This is a genomic window from Longicatena sp. 210702-DFI.1.196, from assembly GCF_020563125.1.
In the GTDB taxonomy this organism is placed as follows: domain Bacteria; phylum Bacillota_I; class Bacilli_A; order Erysipelotrichales; family Erysipelotrichaceae; genus Longicatena; species Longicatena caecimuris.
Genome location: NZ_JAJCPX010000004.1, coordinates 83092 through 99190, shown reverse-complemented (window position 1 = coordinate 99190; position 16099 = coordinate 83092). Strand labels below are relative to the sequence as shown.

14 protein-coding genes are annotated in these 16099 nt (G+C 37.4%); 13 read left to right on the top strand and 1 reads right to left on the bottom strand.

Annotated features, from left to right (window positions below; translation table 11 throughout):
• Positions 1-203 precede the first annotated feature (203 nt).
• The 8 genes from LI241_RS03370 (at position 204) to LI241_RS03335 (ending at position 8778) form a co-directional block, all read left to right on the top strand.
• Entirely contained in the window at positions 204-1730 is a 1527-nt protein-coding gene (locus LI241_RS03370) for an ABC transporter ATP-binding protein (protein ID WP_008688258.1), read from the top strand.
• Entirely contained in the window at positions 1727-2830 is a 1104-nt protein-coding gene (locus LI241_RS03365) for an ABC transporter permease (protein WP_132223120.1), read from the top strand. The genes LI241_RS03370 and LI241_RS03365 overlap by 4 nt, the downstream gene beginning before the upstream one ends.
• Positions 2827-3777, top strand: a complete 951-nt coding sequence (locus tag LI241_RS03360) for an ABC transporter permease (RefSeq protein WP_008688262.1) — start codon at positions 2827-2829, stop codon at positions 3775-3777. Before LI241_RS03365 ends, LI241_RS03360 begins: the two co-directional genes overlap by 4 nt.
• 141 nt (positions 3778-3918) lie before the next feature.
• Positions 3919-5175, top strand: coding sequence for an EF-P 5-aminopentanol modification-associated protein YfmF (yfmF, locus tag LI241_RS03355; RefSeq protein WP_008688264.1), 1257 nt, complete (start codon positions 3919-3921; stop codon positions 5173-5175).
• Positions 5156-6439: an EF-P 5-aminopentanol modification-associated protein YfmH gene (gene yfmH / locus LI241_RS03350; protein WP_008688267.1), complete on the top strand. Its 1284-nt coding sequence runs from the start codon at positions 5156-5158 to the stop codon at positions 6437-6439. The genes yfmF and yfmH overlap by 20 nt, the downstream gene beginning before the upstream one ends.
• A gap of 176 nt (positions 6440-6615) precedes the next feature.
• A complete protein-coding gene (locus LI241_RS03345; RefSeq protein ID WP_008688269.1) occupies positions 6616-6942 on the top strand; it encodes a single-stranded DNA-binding protein in 327 nt (108 codons plus the stop codon).
• 226 nt (positions 6943-7168) lie between these two features.
• Positions 7169-7519, top strand: a complete 351-nt coding sequence (locus tag LI241_RS03340; protein WP_008688272.1) for a hypothetical protein — start codon at positions 7169-7171, stop codon at positions 7517-7519.
• 161 nt (positions 7520-7680) lie between these two features.
• Entirely contained in the window at positions 7681-8778 is a 1098-nt protein-coding gene (locus LI241_RS03335) for a glycerol dehydrogenase (RefSeq protein ID WP_008688273.1), read from the top strand.
• Positions 8779-8908: 130 nt separating this feature from the next.
• Here the strand turns inward: LI241_RS03335 and rpsD are convergent, their stop codons facing one another.
• Positions 8909-9511, bottom strand: a complete 603-nt coding sequence (gene rpsD / locus LI241_RS03330; RefSeq protein ID WP_008688275.1) for a 30S ribosomal protein S4 — start codon at positions 9509-9511, stop codon at positions 8909-8911.
• Positions 9512-9840: 329 nt separating this feature from the next.
• On the opposite strand from rpsD, the gene LI241_RS03325 reads away from it, so the two are divergent.
• The 5 genes from LI241_RS03325 (at position 9841) to LI241_RS03305 (ending at position 16071) form a co-directional block, all read left to right on the top strand.
• Positions 9841-11595: a septation ring formation regulator EzrA gene (locus LI241_RS03325; RefSeq protein WP_008688277.1), complete on the top strand. Its 1755-nt coding sequence runs from the start codon at positions 9841-9843 to the stop codon at positions 11593-11595.
• 1 nt (position 11596) lies between these two features.
• A complete protein-coding gene (locus LI241_RS03320) occupies positions 11597-12727 on the top strand; it encodes a cysteine desulfurase family protein (RefSeq protein ID WP_008688279.1) in 1131 nt (376 codons plus the stop codon).
• On the top strand, positions 12708-13925 hold the full coding sequence (thiI, locus tag LI241_RS03315) for a tRNA uracil 4-sulfurtransferase ThiI (RefSeq protein WP_008688281.1): 1218 nt from the start codon (positions 12708-12710) through the stop codon (positions 13923-13925). The genes LI241_RS03320 and thiI overlap by 20 nt, the downstream gene beginning before the upstream one ends.
• 47 nt (positions 13926-13972) lie before the next feature.
• Complete coding sequence (locus LI241_RS03310) at positions 13973-14218, top strand: hypothetical protein (protein WP_008978446.1); 246 nt, start codon at positions 13973-13975, stop codon at positions 14216-14218.
• 248 nt (positions 14219-14466) lie between these two features.
• Positions 14467-16071 carry a DHH family phosphoesterase gene (locus LI241_RS03305; protein ID WP_117547559.1) on the top strand — a complete coding sequence of 535 codons (1605 nt, stop codon included), beginning with the start codon at positions 14467-14469 and terminating at the stop codon, positions 16069-16071.
• The last annotated feature ends 28 nt before the right edge of the window (positions 16072-16099 follow it).

Here is a 16099-nt window from a genome sequence, read left to right as displayed (position 1 = left end):
AAAAAGTTATTCTTTTCCTGTCTGTTTTTGTATATTTCCTAATAAAAAATATGATATAATAAATCAGTAATAAGCAATCATTTGCGTAACTCGCCTACTACATGGAGTGTGTGAATCCTTTGTAAGATATGAGTACGCATGATTTGCTATAACGAAAACATTATTTTCGTATATTGTTTTCATGAATCTAAAGGAGGAAACCTATGACTTATGCAGTTGAACTGCTGAATATCACAAAAGATTTTCCTGGTATTCGTGCAAATGACAATGTGACTGTACGCCTAAAGCAAGGGAGCATTCATGCTTTGCTTGGTGAAAATGGTGCGGGAAAATCCACACTGATGTCCATTTTGTTTGGCTTATATCAGCCAACCAGTGGGACGATCAAGGTAAATGGCAAAGAAGTCAAGATCAATGATCCAAATGATGCAACCCAGCTAGGCATTGGTATGGTGCACCAGCATTTTAAACTGGTGGAATGCTTTACAGTTACTGAAAATATCATCCTTGGTATGGAACCTACCAAATTTGGTATGGTAGATATTAAATCAGCGGCGAAGAAAATCGAAGAATTTTCTAAGATGTATGGTTTAAATGTTGATCCATATGCCAAAATTTCCGATATTACGGTTGGCATGCAACAGCGTGTAGAAATATTAAAAATGCTCTACCGCAATGCAAACATTTTGATTTTTGATGAACCTACTGCTGTATTAACACCACAGGAAATTGAAGATTTGATGGAAATCATGCAAAAGCTGATTAAAGAAGGAAAAAGTATTTTGCTTATCACACATAAGCTGAATGAAATCAAGCAAGTTGCTGATGAGTGCAGTGTATTGCGTCGTGGAAAATATATCGGTACGGTCAATGTTGCGGAAACATCGACACAGCAAATGGCCGAAATGATGGTCGGTCGTGAAGTGAATTTTAAGGTAGAAAAAGGACCCCATGCTCCTGGTGAGGTAGTTTTGGAAACAAGACATCTGAATGTAAAAAATAGTAAAGGCGTCTTAGGACTTAAGGATTTTAATTTAAGCGTACGGGCAGGGGAAATCGTTGGTATTGCTGGTATTGATGGAAATGGACAGGAAGAACTTGTGCATGCATTAAGCGGTTTGACCTCTGTAGAGAGCGGTGAAATTCTTTTAAAGGGTGAAAATATTACCCATACAAGCATTCGTGATCGTTTTGATAAAGGAATGGGACATATACCAGAAGATCGTCATAAGCATGGACTCATACTTGATTTCCATTTAAAAGAAAACTTTATTATTCATGAATATGATCGTAAGCCATATTGTAAAAATATGATCATGCAACAAGATGTTATGGATGCGTATGCGGATAAACTGATTGAAGAATTTGATGTGCGAAGCGGTGAAGGCAAGGATTCCCTTACACGCAGTATGTCCGGTGGTAATCAGCAAAAAGCAATTATTGCCCGTGAGATTGAGCGCAGTCCTGATTTGTTATTAGTCGTACAACCAACGCGTGGTTTAGATGTTGGGGCAATTGAATACATACATAAAAGAATCATCGCTGAGCGTGATGCAGGAAAAGCCGTTCTTCTAGTATCTTTTGAGTTAGATGAAGTTCTGGATCTTTCCGATCGTATTGTTGTTCTATTTGACGGACATAAAAATGGGGAAATGCTGGCAAAAGATACGGATGACAAGGAATTGGGTCTTTATATGTCAGGTTCAAAGAAGGGAAGTGAAGATGAATGAAAAATAAAGATGCTTTAAAAATATCACTTCTGGCAATTCTGTTTGGTGTTTTGTTAGGAGTTGTTATCCTTCTCTTAACAGGACGTGATCCTTTCTATTTGTTTTATGGTTTAGTGCGTGGTGCCAGTGGTCTAGATTTAATCAAAGGTGGCTCTATCAATCCGCGTTATATCGGTGAATTTATTGTTGCTAGTATGCCAATTATTTTAACGGGACTATCGGTTGCCTTTGCTTATCGTACCGGTTTGTTTAATATCGGTGCAGAAGGGCAGCTAATGGTGGGAGCTTGCGCATCTATTGCAACTGCCGTCTTATTCCCACAGATTCCTGTTGTTCATATGCTCGTTTCTGTATTGGCAGGCATACTTGCGGGGGCTGCATGGGGCTTTTTGCCGGGAATCTTGAAGAGTAAGTTTAATCTTCATGAAGTTGTTATTTGTATTATGATGAATTATATCGGTATGTACTTAGCTAATTATGTATATGTTCAACTTCCGGGCTCGGATACGTCACGAACAGCTTTGATACCGGAATCAGCAAGCTTAAGTAATTCTTTCTTTGAATCTTTGACAAATCATTCGCGTTTAAATCTAGGTATTTTCTTTGTCATCCTAGCTGTTTTGGCATATTGGTTTATCATTGAGAAAACAAGCTTTGGATATGGCTTGCGTGCTACGGGATTTAATAAAGAAGGTGCTCGTTATGCCGGTATGAAGGTAGAGCGTAACATCGTCTATTCTATGATGATTGCTGGTGCAATGGCTGGCTTAGCCGGTGCGATCATTTCCCTTGGAACTTTTAACTATGGACGTGTATTATCTTCTTTTGAAAATTATGGTTTTGATGGTATTGCCGTTGCCTTAACGGGTGCCTGCAATGCTATTGGTGTTGTATTAGCTGGCTTATTGTTCGGTTTGTTAAAGGTGGCACAGCCAATCTTACAATCCGTAGGTATTCCTAAGGAAATCGGAGAGATTATATCAGCTGCTATCGTATTATTTGTGGCAATGCAGTATGGCATTCGCATTATATTAAATAAGTTATCGAAATTGCGTCATAAAAAGGACGCAAAAGAGCCGAAGGGAGAGAAGAGTGTATGACCTTATTATTTCAGATGTTTCCTTTGGCACTTGGTGTCGCTACTCCAATTGTTATATGTGCACTAGGTGGATTGTTTTCTGAACGAAGCGGTATAGTAAATATTGCATTGGAAGGCATTATGCTTGTTGGAGCCTTCTTTGGTGCTACCGTTTCTTTATTGTTGGAAAGTTCTTTTGGTAGTTTAGCACCTTGGATTGGTATTTTAGCCGGTTTGTTGGCAGGTTGTCTGTATTCTTTAATACATGCTTTTGTATCTGTAAGTTTAAAAGCAGATCAAACCATTTCTGGTACTGCATTAAATATGCTATCAACAGGACTTACTGTCTATCTATGTCAGATTATCTTTAATGCACAGCGTTCTGAACAATTCATTGAAAGCTTTTCAAGAATATCAGTGCCCGTTTTAAAGGATATACCAGTACTTGGACCATTATTCTTCACAAATGTATTTCCAACCTTTTATTTAGCGATTGCTTTAGCAATCATTACCTGGTTCGTTGTATTTAAGACAAAGTTTGGTCTGCATCTGCGCTCTTGTGGTGAGTATCCGCAAGCCAGTGCTTCCATGGGAATCCATGTGGAAAAAATGCGCTATATCGGTGTCTTGATTTCCGGTTGCTTAGGTGGTTTAGCAGGTGCTATCATGGTACTGTCATTGGATGTTCAGTTTACCGTATTCTCTATTCATGGAATTGGTTTTATATCCATGGCATGTTTGATTTTTGGTAAGTGGAAACCATTTGGCTGTTTAGGGGCCGGTATCTTCTTTGGTTTCTCACAGGTGTTGAGTGATTATTCTGGACAGATTCCCTTCTTAAAATCGCTGCCTAGTGAAGTATTCTTTGCTTTGCCATATCTGTTGACAATTATCGCCTTATTGCTATTTGCCCGCAGTTCCGTAGGACCTAAGGCATCTGGTGAGATATATGATTCAGGTAAACGTTAAAAAGAATGTCAAAATAATCTGATAGAATCGTCGTCTGCTATTGCCGACGGTTCTTTTTTTGTATTGTATATGGTATAATATGCCAATAATGATATAAAAATAATTTGATTGTTCATACTAATAACTACGGAGGTAGAAGATATGCAAATAACAAATGGCATTCAGGTACAATTTATTCCAACTACAAAGTTTAAAGATATCGGCATCAGTGTGCGCTTTCGCAATACCTTACAAGATGGTAAATCAGCAAAGCGCTCATTACTGGCACTCATGTTGGTAGACCGCTGTCAGAAATATGATACAAAATTAAAGATGAGTGAGATGCAGGATGAGCTTTATGGTGCGACTTTAACAGCTCAAACAGCCGGTTTTGGTGCAAGTCAGATCATTGAACTACGTTCAAAAATCATTAATCCATCTTTTCTAAATGAAGAAAACACCCTGTTAGAAGATACCTTTGCGTTTCTCCATGAGGTTATTTTCTCACCGTTGCTCAAAGAAGAGGTGTTTCATGAAAACAAAGAAATCTTGTTGGCAAAAATCAAACGAATGCAAGATGATCCATCACAATATGCTATTACATGCGGTTTACAAGAGGCAGGCAAGGGAACGCCTTTAGGAATCTCGGCGCTTGGAACTTATGAGCAAGTTGAACAATTGACACTATCCGATATTCAACAGATTTATCAAGAGATGATGAAAGAAGATTTAATCGATATTCTTGTTTGTGGTGACATAGAAGAAGATAGCATTTTAAAGTTGGTAAAAGAAACACTGCGTTTCACACCGCGTAATACGCAAATGCAAAGCTGGTATTGTGTTGAAAATGAGCGAAAGAGTGAGACTAAACGATTAACCAAACATATTTCACAAAGCTACATCATGATGACCTGGTTTACCCATACCCCGATTACCGATGAAAAATATTATGCATTACGTGTGGCAAATGCTGTGTTTGGACAATATTCAACATCTTTACTTTTTCAAGAAGTTCGTGAAAAACGCAGCTTGTGTTATTCCATTTTTTCGAACTTGATTAGCTATGATGGTGCTATGGGAGTGACTACAGGAATTGAGAAAGAACATATCGATAAAACAATGGAATTAATTCAAACACAATTCCACCGTGTTTGTGAGGGGGATTTTAGCGAAGATTTGTTAAATACCAGTAAACGTATGGTCATTAATTCTTTAAAAGCCAGTGAGGATAGCATGTATTCTTTGATGGCATTCGCTTATCAAAATGCTTTATTACAAAGGGATTATAGTGTATCAGATTTGATGGATATGGTAGAGAAGGTAACGCGTGAGGAAGTTATGGAAGTCATGAAGCGTTGTGAGTATAAGATGGGAGTCGTAGTGACAAAGGAGGATGACGATGAAGAAAATTGTGAATGAGCGTTATCAAGAAACGCGCTTTGAAGAAACTTTAGAAAATGGTCTGCATGTTATCCTTTGGCAAAAAAAAGATTATGTGAAATCCATGTTTATGATGGTAACCCCTTTAGGTGCCATGGATATGAAACAGGTTGATGAAAATGGTAAAGAATATCATTTCCCTGCCGGTATTGCTCATTTTCTTGAACATAAGATGTTCGAAATGAAAGATGGGGATGTCATGGATGCTTTTTCAACAATGGGGGCAAATGTCAATGCTTTTACCTCCTATACAGAAACGGCATATTATTTCACCACAAGTAATGCAATCGAGGAACCATTGAAACTATTACTTGATTTTGTGCAAGAACTTGCCATTGATGAAGAAAGTGTAGAGAAAGAGAAGGGTATCATCATACAAGAACTCCATATGTATAAACAAATGAGCGATTCGCGTTTGCTGATGGAAACATATGCATCCTTGTATAAAAATCATCCACTACGCTATGATATTGGCGGTGATGATGACAGTGTGCAATCCATTACTTTAGAACAGTTAGAAGAATGTTATCGTATTAATTATCATCCTAGCAATATGGTGTTGGTGGGTGTTTGCAGCGAAGATCCTGAGAATATAATGAAAATCATACGCGAAAATCAGAGTGGTAAAAAATTCCCTAAAATGGCAGGTATCAAACGGTTAGAATTTGATGAAAGTGAAAAGCCAGCACGTGAGACTTATACATTTTCAATGGATGTTACGTTGCCAAAGGTATCCATCGCCTATAAGTTAGATGGTGTAGAGGATGTATCCCAACGCATGAAGGAAGAATGGTGTATTCGTATATTGCTCGATGCCTATTTCAGTTCGTTGTATCCAGATTTTCAAACATGGTTAGATGATAAGATTTTTAATGACTATGTGGGCTGTGAAGTAGACTTAGGAAAAGATTATGGAATGATTATGTTTTACGCCGAAACATTAAAACAAGAAAAATTTAAAGAAATTGTACAGGATACATTAAAGCGTATGGAATCTGGCGATATTGATAAAAAAGTGTTACAGCAATTGAAACGACGTTATTTTGGACAAGCGATACGAAGCTTAAACAGTTTTGATGATATTGTCATTACATCGGCTCGTTGCTACTTTGACAAGACAGATTTCTTTTCTTCAATGGATATTCTAGATGCTATTGATGAAAAAGATATTAAAGATGCAGCAAATAAGCTAAAGCAGGGACATTGCAGTATCGTTACGTTATTGCCAGAAAAAAGCAAGTAACTTTAACCAAATTTGTAAAATAGAGATGAAATAGGTTGGAAAGAGTATAAATAATCAGCTTGATTTCATCTTTTTTCTTTATTTCATACAAATACGTGAAATTGCACAAAGGAGCATCCTTTGACATAATGTAAGCCATAAAGAGACAACAAATGTTGTGAAAGGAGATTATTTATATGAATCTAGTGGCTTTTGTGGGAAATATTGTCGAACCTCCAAAGCTTCGTGAATCAGCGATGGGAAATAAATTCGCCGTGATGGAGATTAATGTACGAAGAGCATTTCCTAACAGTGAAGGGGTGTATGAAGTTGACACTTTGGCAGTTACGTTATGGAAAGGAATTGCCCAAACAACTTCCGAGGTTGCTCAAAAGGGTGACACGGTAGCAGTGAAGGGAAGAATACAATCGCATACGTTTGAAGGTAATGATGGGCAGCAACATCGATCTTATGATATTATTGCTGAATATGTATCATTGATACAAAGAGAGGGGCAAAGCTAAACAGCTTTTGTCCCGTTTTTTTAAGTATTATTATAGTATTGCTCTTTTTTAAATTCATAAGAATGCGTATCAAACTATGAGCGCACATTGGTTTGCTATATCAAAAAAGGGAAAAATCCATTTGCTTAATAACATATAAGAAAACTATTTGCATGTCATTGACTTTTACAAGAGATGGAGCATAATAGAAGTAAGAGATGACTTATGTAAAAAGGAGGTATGGAAAATGAAAAAAGATTTGTTTTATAAAATAACAGATTCGCACGAAATACTCTTTACAAAGTCAGAAAATCATCATTCCTTGCCGGCTAAGGCTAAAGTTGAAGTTATTATATCACCTGTCTTAAAGTCTGGCGGTGTTGAAGTTGCTAACGCGATTGCAAATGCGGCTAGTAGCAGTTTAGGAAATGGCAATGAAAAAGTCAATGTGGCAGTACAAGTATGTTTTGAAGATGAGACAAGAGAATTGTTGTTAATGAATGAAACACCATTAATCCGCAATAATCTTGATTATCACGAAGCTGTACGTCATGCCCGCAATCTGCAAGAGGCATTAAAAAAAGATTTGGTGTGTTAACTACCAATACATGAATTGATGTTAGGAAAAGTGTAGCATTGATGGCTGCACTTTTCTTTTTAATTGACAACATTAATATCATAACATTCTGACAATTATTGACAATTTCTATTACTCTATATAAAATATTGATAGGTATAGACAATAAGGAGGATTCTATCGTGGCAAAAATCTTAATCAGTCCTAGTAAATATGTGCAAGGACCTAAGGAACTGAAAAAACTGGGAAGCTATACGCAAGGGTATGGGAAAAAGGCTTTGATTCTTATTAGTGATGGCGGCTATAAACGTATTGGTAAAATGATCGAAGATAGCTTTGCAAAGAGTACTTGTGAATATCATTTTGACTTTTTTCATGGGGAGTGCAGCAAAAATGAAATCACTCGTTTATGCAATATCATGAAAGAAACAAAATGTGATTGCATCATTGGAGTAGGTGGAGGAAAAATATTTGATACGGCAAAAGCTGTGGCATATTATGAGAAAACGCCTGTGCTTATTTGTCCTACCATTGCTTCTACAGATGCACCTTGCAGCGCCTTATCTGTTATTTATACGGATGATGGTGTTTTTGAAGAATATCTGTTTTTACCAGCAAATCCAAACATGGTTTTAATGGATACAGATATTATTGTACAATCTCCTGTACGTTTAACGATGGCAGGAATCGGAGATGCCTTAGCAACTTATTTTGAGGCACGTGCTTGTGAGCAAAGTGATGCAATGAGTTGTGCAGGAGGTAAGACAACACAGGCAGCGATGGCCTTAGCAAGATTGTGCTTTGATACACTGATGGAAGAGGGTGTTAAGGCAAAAATAGCACTAGAGGCAAAAGCGTGTACACCAGCAGTTGAAAAAATTATCGAAGCAAATACATTATTATCTGGAATCGGCTTTGAAAGTGCTGGTTTGGCTGGTGCCCATGCGATTCATAATGGCTTAACAGTATTAGAAGAATGTCATGCAATGTATCATGGGGAAAAAGTGGCATTTGGTACCATCACACAACTTGTGTTGGAAAATGTTGATGCGCAGGAATTGCAGGAAATCATTGAATTCTGCATCGCATTAGGCTTGCCAGTCACTTTACAGCAGTTAGGTGTTCACGAAGTCACGAAAGAAAAAATTATGGCCGTGGCAGAAGCTGCTTGTGCTGAAAATGACACATTACACAATATGCCATTTGAGGTTACACCAGCAACCGTTTGTGATGCTATTCTGGCAGCGGATGCTTATGGACATTATTTCTTAGGCATTTAAAAAGAGAAGAAAGTTAAAACATCTGCAATATCTAATAAGATAATAGCAGATGTTTTTTTTGATAGGCTTCATATATAACATAAGACTATTAATAAATAAAAAAACCGGATTGCTCCGGTTTTTATGAACATTATCTGTTGTAGAATTCTACTACCAGCAGTTCGTTTACTTCCTGGTTCAGTTCGCTACGTTCAGGTAAGCGCAGGTAAGTACCTTTTTTAGCATCTTTATCAACGTCTACGAATGCTACTGTATTTAAGCAAGCTTCCAATGCTTCGTTGATGGCTGCTAAGTTCTTAGATTTTTCTTTAACTTCGATCGTTGTTCCTGGTTTTACGATAAAGCTAGGAATATCAACTTTCTTACCGTTTACTAAAATGTGTCCGTGGTTAACCAGCTGACGAGCAGCGCGACGTGTACGGGCAAATCCTAAACGATATACTAAGTTATCTAATCTAGATTCTAACAGGTTTAAGAAGTTTTCACCTGTTACACCTTTCATTTTACTAGCTTTAACAAACAGATTATGGAACTGACGTTCATTTAATCCATACATGTAGCGGATTTTCTGTTTTTCACGCAACTGTAAACCATAGTTCGTTAATTTTACACGTTTCGTAGGTCCGTGCTGACCTGGTGCGTATGCACGTTTCTGAAGTTCTTCTCCAGTTTCCAGAATTGAGAAACCCAAACGACGGGATGTTTTCCAAACTGGTCCTTTTACTCTTGACATTTCATGTCCTCCTTATTGTTTTATGGCTATAAAACAATAACAGTACAAATCATCATTACCTGGTGTCTTCGCTTACGATATCTTCGCTCTTAGGCAGCCGAGTTACGTGATATCCCGTATATGTATTACGTCAAAGACGCGCTTGTGTAAGACTTTGCATGCTGCTATCAATTTTACGCCATTATAGTGTATCAGAAAGTGGAAATGTTGTCAAATGGTTCCTTGCATTATTTACCATAAGAATTCTAGATCTCGATGAATTTTGTTTTCTCATTTTTACAGAATTATGATACAATATAAGCAATGAATGTGGATGAAAGAGGTGCCTTATGGAGAATTTTATAAATAATATAAAAAATGTCGTATCACTAGATATATTGATTTGGATCGTTGCTGCTATCATCGCTATCATCATTTTGACGATTATCATGATGGTCATTCGCCAAAAGAAAGCTAAGAAGCAATTGGATGATTGTGAGATTCGTTACAACAACTTAAAAGGCATACCTTTGGCATTTAAATTAAATAAAGCAGTTGCATTATCAAGAGTCAATGAATTGATGGCGGAAGGGGTAGATAGTTGCCGTAATGACTTTGATGAAATTCAGGATAAACTGAAAGAAAGCAGTGTGCAGCTGGCCGAAATAGATGATTTGATCTATGTGCATAAGGTAAAGACAGCCTTAAATCGCATGGAGGCTTTAGATAAAGAATTGACGCTTTTGGAATCACGTGTAGCGAATGTGAATAAAGCATTGGATGAGGTATTAGAACAGGAAAACGAGCAGCGTGTACATATTAATAGATTAAAAGATGAATTCCGTTTGATCAAACGAAAGATTTCAGAAAACCGAGCATCTTATGCACAGTCGTATGAATATCTGGAGATGGAAATTGCTAACATAGAAAAGATGTTTTCATCGTTTGAAGAATGGATGTTTGCTTCAGAATTCAACAAAGCTGCTGATGAACAAAAAGAAATTCGCGAGCACATTGCTCATCTAAATGATTTGGTAGACATACTTCCAGGTATGTATGAACGTGCAAAAGGTGTGTTACCTAGAGCAATCGATGAAGTCGGTTATGCATATGCACAAGCAAAGAATAAAGGGGTTTATCTGGAACATTTAGAAGTTCATAAAAATCTTGACTTCGTCAGCGATATGCTGAAAGAAAGTTTAAATCGTCTACGTAATGGGAAACCAGATGGAGTTAATGAAGATCTAAATGATTGTGAAAAACGTATTATTCAATTGCAAGAGCAGATTACCAAAGAAGAAAAAGCATTTGATGAGGTAGATGAAAACCTGGACATTCTTTTTGATAGTGTAAAAACCATGAATGCAGATGTTGAGGGAATTGAGGAACTCTATAATCGTGTATATGAACGATTTGGCTTTGAGAACTGGACCGATCGTTTAAAAGAGGTCAATGCAAAGCTAGCTGTATTAAACGATATGCAAAGAAAACTACAGCTAGTTATCCAGGAACAGAAAGAGCCATATACCTCTATTCTGATCGCTTATAAAGAATTGGAACAAAGCAGTGCTGTTTTTCATAATGAAGTAAGCGAAATGAAACAAAAATTAGATACAGCTTGCAGTGATGAAGAACGAGCGAAGAAACAAATGGTAAAACTACAGTTGATTTTGAATGAGATCCGGGTGAAAATGAGCAAACATCGCTTACCAAGTGTATCGAAAAAATATGAGGATGATTTGCATCGCGGGGAAGTGATGATCAAGGACATTCATGTGATTTTGGATAATTCGCCGTTAGATGTAAAACATTTGAATGCAGAGTTGCGTAAAGCCATTGATTATATTTATACTTTATATAATAGTGTGAATAATTTAGTTGGCATGGCAGTGATGGTAGAAAATGCCATTGTCTTTGGTAATCGTTATCGATCGACATATCCCGATATTGATTCAGAACTGACACGTGCCGATCTGTGTTTCCGTAATGGACAATACACCAAAGCTTTAAAAATTAGTATTCAATGTATTGAAAAGATGCATCCGGGTGCTTATGAAAAATTAATTGCTAAAAAAGATCCGCATCTATTGAAAGAGGAGGCATAAGATGATCTATTTAGATTATGCATCCACAACGCCAATTCGCAAAGAAGTACGTGAAACATATCAAATGTTATTAGAAAACTATTATGGAAATAGTGATTCATTACATGATGTAGGAAGGGCTACAGCAAAATTAATGGAACAAAGCCGTGCAGCAATTGCACAGCTTTTCCATGTGCAAAAGGATGAAATTCTTTTTACTTCCTGTGCGAGTGAATCTAACAACTATGCAATGAAAGGGTTTGCTTGGAAAAATGCCCACAGAGGGAAGCATATCATCTCAACCTGTGTAGAACATTCCAGTATCCATAATGCATTAGAACAGTTAAAAGAAACGTTTGGCTTTGAAGTGACGTATCTTCCTGTTTATGCCGATGGAACGATACATTTGGAAGATCTAAAAAAGGCATTGCGCAAGGACACCATACTTGTATCGATGATGCTTGTGAACAATGAAACGGGGGCTATCAATCCTATTAAAGAATGTGCAGCATATGTACATGCCTATTCGCGTGCCGTTTTTCATATGGATGGTGTACAAGGATTAGGAAAGATACCCATTTCTTTACACGATGTAGATATGGCAACCTTCTCAGCTCATAAAATTTATGGTTTGAAAGGAAGTGCCATTCTATATAAGAAACGCAATATTGAATTATTGCCGTTACTTAGTGGCGGTCAGCAAGAGCAAGGATTGCGCGCTGGAACAAGTAATGCGCCAACAAATATCGTATTTGCCAAAACACTGCGTTTGGCATTAGAGGAACAGGAAAAAGCTTATCAGTATGTACAAGAATTAAACATATATTTACGAAGGGAAATTGAAAATATAGAAGATATGGTCATCAATAGCCCGGCGGATGCCTCTTGTTTCATATTGAATTTTTCTGATTTGAAGATTGGCAGTGAGGTAATGTTAAACGCATTAAATGCAAAGGGTTTTTGTGTTTCTGCCCAAAGTACTTGTTCAAGTAAAAGTAAGGCGATTTCCCATGTGCTACTGGCAATGGGGTTAGGGGAAGTACGTGCGACGCATGCGATTCGTGTTTCCTTATCACATATGACAACAAAAGATGAAGTGGAAAAGTTTATAAAAGCACTAAAGGAGATCCATCATGACTATCGAACAAAATAAATTGACGTATGACCATATTTTGGTCCGCTTTGGTGAGTTATCCACCAAAGGAAAAAATCGCAAAGATTTCATTAAGCGATTACTGACGAATGTAAAAAATGCATTACGAGATTTTAATGAATTGACATACGAACGTACGCATGATCGTATGTATATCATGCTAAATGGTGAAGATCATGAAGCAGTAGCAAAACATTTGCAACAGGTGTTTGGCATTTCATCCTTTTCCTTTGCGGTGAAGGTGGCAAGTGATATTGAAGTCATCAAACAAACATGCCTAGTGTTGGCAAAACAAAGTGATGCGCAAACCTTTAAGATTGAGGCTAGGAGAAGTTTTAAACAATTTCCTATGGTATCGGATGAAATAAATCGAGAAGTAGCTGGAGAAATTTTACGCAATACAGATATAAAGGTAAATGTAAGAGAACCACAGTTACGCATACAGATTGAATTGCATCAAGAGGCAACCTATATCATGACAGGAAAAATCAAAGGTAATGGTGGTTATCCGGTAGGAGTAGGCGGAAAAGCCTTGGTAATGTTAAGTGGTGGTATAGATTCACCAGTGGCTTGCTACATGACGATGAAACGTGGGGTCGCAATTGAATGTATTCACTATGCATCTCCACCGTATACTTCACAGGCTGCACAGGATAAAGTGCTTGAATTAGCAAGAGCAATAGCTCCATATCAGGGACATATCCGCTTGCATATTATTCCTTTTACGGATTTACAGTTGGCCATTTATAAAAATTGTGATGAATCTTATGCAATCACGATCATGCGCAGGATGATGTATCGTATTGCAGAACGTGTGGCCCAAAAGCAAAATTGCCTCGCAATCGTGAATGGGGAGAGCATTGGACAGGTGGCCAGTCAGACGTTGGAAAGCATGCAAACGATCAATTGTGTTACAGATATGCCGGTGATTCGTCCAGTTGCTTGTTTGGATAAATTAGAAATTATTGATATTTCACAAAAAATCGGAACATATGATATATCGATACAGCCATTTGAAGATTGCTGTACGATATTTACACCCAAAAATCCGGTTACAAAGCCAACGAAGCATCGTGCAGAACGTTTAGAAGGACGATTTGATTTTACGTCTCTTATAGAAGATTGTATTGCTCGCATGGAAAGTGTGGATATATATCCAGGCCGTAACATGATAGAAGAAAACGAAAATATTTTTTAGTATAAGATGTTTATCCTCACCCATACTATTTGTGTGAGGTGATAAAAATGGAAAGAAGAAAACAGTTTCAGAATGAGAAACAGGATCAAGATTTGTACCAGTACGAAATGGGTATTGAATTAGGTGCAGATGTTGAAGCTGAAAAACGTAATCATCGTAATGAATACGATCGTGAACATTCTTCTTCTGATTTCAAAAATGATTTTAACAACAACAATCAGCAGAGAAATCGTAACCAGAATCAGCAGAACAATCGTTTCAACAACAGCAATTCCAACAACAACCAGCGTTAAGTAAACGCGTCATTAAAAAAGTCATCAGATTTCTGAATCATCAGAAAGCTCTGGTGGCTTTTTTCTTTTGTTAACAGAAACGCTATTTGAAGAGTAGTATCCTTTACTGTTTCAATGAAATCTCATTGAAGAAGATTGCTTTATCGAATGATTTAACATAATAGAAAGGATGACATAGGGGAATTCTTTTCGTGCCTTTTCCATGCGGATTGGTAAGAAATATGCTATGATATATCACGGTGATATTAATGAAGATAAATAAGCTATCGACACAACGAATGGAAGATATACAGTGTACTTTTGGTTTGCCTTCCTTATGCGCAAAGGTCTTAGCAGCGAAAGATTTAGCCAATGATGAAATAGCAGCATTATTACAGGAGCCTAAACTTTCTGATCCGTTTTGTGCAAATGGCGTAAAAGAGGTGGCTGATCGTCTGTATCAAGCAAAGCAAAAGAAAGAAAAAGTATTGGTTTGTGGAGACTATGATGCAGATGGTATTTGCGCTACCGCTATTATGGTAGATGCTTTACGCTCTTATGGGATTGATTGTGGGTTTTATATTCCAAATCGATTTAGTGAAGGATATGGCTTGCATGAGAATACCGTGGGGTTGGCTAAGCAAAAGGGCTATACACTTTTAATAACCGTAGATAACGGTGTGAAAGCGAAAACGGCATTATCATTTGCACACACGATGGGAATTGATGTGATCGTTACAGATCATCACAGTATGGATGAAGAAGTCACATGTTTGCAATTGGTGCACCCAACATTGATGGGAGAATCATTTACGACATTAAGTGGTGCAGGTGTGGCTTTGATGCTTTCCAGGGCATTGATTGGTGAAAAAAAAGAACATGTCGTTTTGGCATGTGTGGCGGCAATTGCGGATGTCATGCCTTTGCATAAGGAAACAAGAGCGATTGTGAAATTAGGTATTTCTTATTTAAAACAGGGTATTTGTCCACCAATCCGTTTTCTGGCTAAAGAGCGTTATCCTAAGTGGGATGAGATGCTGATAGCTTATCAAATCGTGCCAAAATTAAATGTGACAGGTCGATTGGCGGATATGGTCAATGTAAATAATACGGTAAAATATTTATTGTCAACATCTATGGAAGAAATTCAACATGTGGCAAAACAAATAAATGACTTGAATGAAAAAAGAAAAGTCATGAGTGATGATATGCTTTTAAAAGCCAAAACCTTAGTGCATGAGGAATATCGATTTCAATTACTGTTTGATGATTCTTTTCATGAAGGGATGGCTGGACTTGTGGCCGGAAAATTGGCTGAAGAATTGCAAATGCCAGTTATGGTGGCAGCCCGCAATCAGGATCACTTTAAAGGAAGTATTCGTTCACAAGGTTTGTTGGATCTGACAACTTTTTTTGATGAATGTAAACCTTCTTTAGTTAGCTATGGGGGACATAAAGCAGCAGCAGGCATAGGCTTTTCTTATGATAAAAAACAAGTGATTCAAGACTATGTTAACAGCCGTATGGAACAGGTTGTATTTGATAATGATAGTAGCTATGATGTCATTGCTGTGGAACGAAGCGAAATTACCATTGCAGAAGTTGAGAGTCTGCAATTATTAGCACCATTTGGAGAAGGTTTTGAAGAACCGTTGTTCTTATTGGAAAAGCAGAAGGTGCAGGATTGCCGTAGCTTAAGCAAGGGAGCACATACTAAATGGATCTTATCTGATGATTTAGAAGCAATGCAGTTTCAAAGTCGCGATTGGGAATTCTATAACCCAGAAGCGACCCTGAATTTTATAGGAAATTTACGTATAAATTCTTTCATGGGACGAAAAAAAGTAAATATTTACGTCTCCAAGGCATATTAGCTGATGCAATTTATAAGAGAGTTTGCTA

What these genes read in the sequence shown, in the direction of transcription:
- LI241_RS03345 (WP_008688269.1), top strand. Translation starts at nt 6,616, where the DNA reads ATGAATCTAGTGGCTTTTGTGGGAAATATTGTCGAACCTCCAAAGCTT.
- yfmF (WP_008688264.1), top strand. Translation starts at nt 3,919, where the DNA reads ATGCAAATAACAAATGGCATTCAGGTACAATTTATTCCAACTACAAAG.
- LI241_RS03365 (WP_132223120.1), top strand. Translation starts at nt 1,727, where the DNA reads ATGAAAAATAAAGATGCTTTAAAAATATCACTTCTGGCAATTCTGTTT.
- yfmH (WP_008688267.1), top strand. Translation starts at nt 5,156, where the DNA reads ATGAAGAAAATTGTGAATGAGCGTTATCAAGAAACGCGCTTTGAAGAA.
- LI241_RS03360 (WP_008688262.1), top strand. Translation starts at nt 2,827, where the DNA reads ATGACCTTATTATTTCAGATGTTTCCTTTGGCACTTGGTGTCGCTACT.
- LI241_RS03320 (WP_008688279.1), top strand. Translation starts at nt 11,597, where the DNA reads ATGATCTATTTAGATTATGCATCCACAACGCCAATTCGCAAAGAAGTA.
- LI241_RS03340 (WP_008688272.1), top strand. Translation starts at nt 7,169, where the DNA reads ATGAAAAAAGATTTGTTTTATAAAATAACAGATTCGCACGAAATACTC.
- rpsD (WP_008688275.1), bottom strand. Translation starts at nt 9,511, where the DNA reads ATGTCAAGAGTAAAAGGACCAGTTTGGAAAACATCCCGTCGTTTGGGT.
- LI241_RS03310 (WP_008978446.1), top strand. Translation starts at nt 13,973, where the DNA reads ATGGAAAGAAGAAAACAGTTTCAGAATGAGAAACAGGATCAAGATTTG.
- LI241_RS03370 (WP_008688258.1), top strand. Translation starts at nt 204, where the DNA reads ATGACTTATGCAGTTGAACTGCTGAATATCACAAAAGATTTTCCTGGT.
- LI241_RS03325 (WP_008688277.1), top strand. Translation starts at nt 9,841, where the DNA reads ATGGAGAATTTTATAAATAATATAAAAAATGTCGTATCACTAGATATA.
- thiI (WP_008688281.1), top strand. Translation starts at nt 12,708, where the DNA reads ATGACTATCGAACAAAATAAATTGACGTATGACCATATTTTGGTCCGC.
- LI241_RS03305 (WP_117547559.1), top strand. Translation starts at nt 14,467, where the DNA reads ATGAAGATAAATAAGCTATCGACACAACGAATGGAAGATATACAGTGT.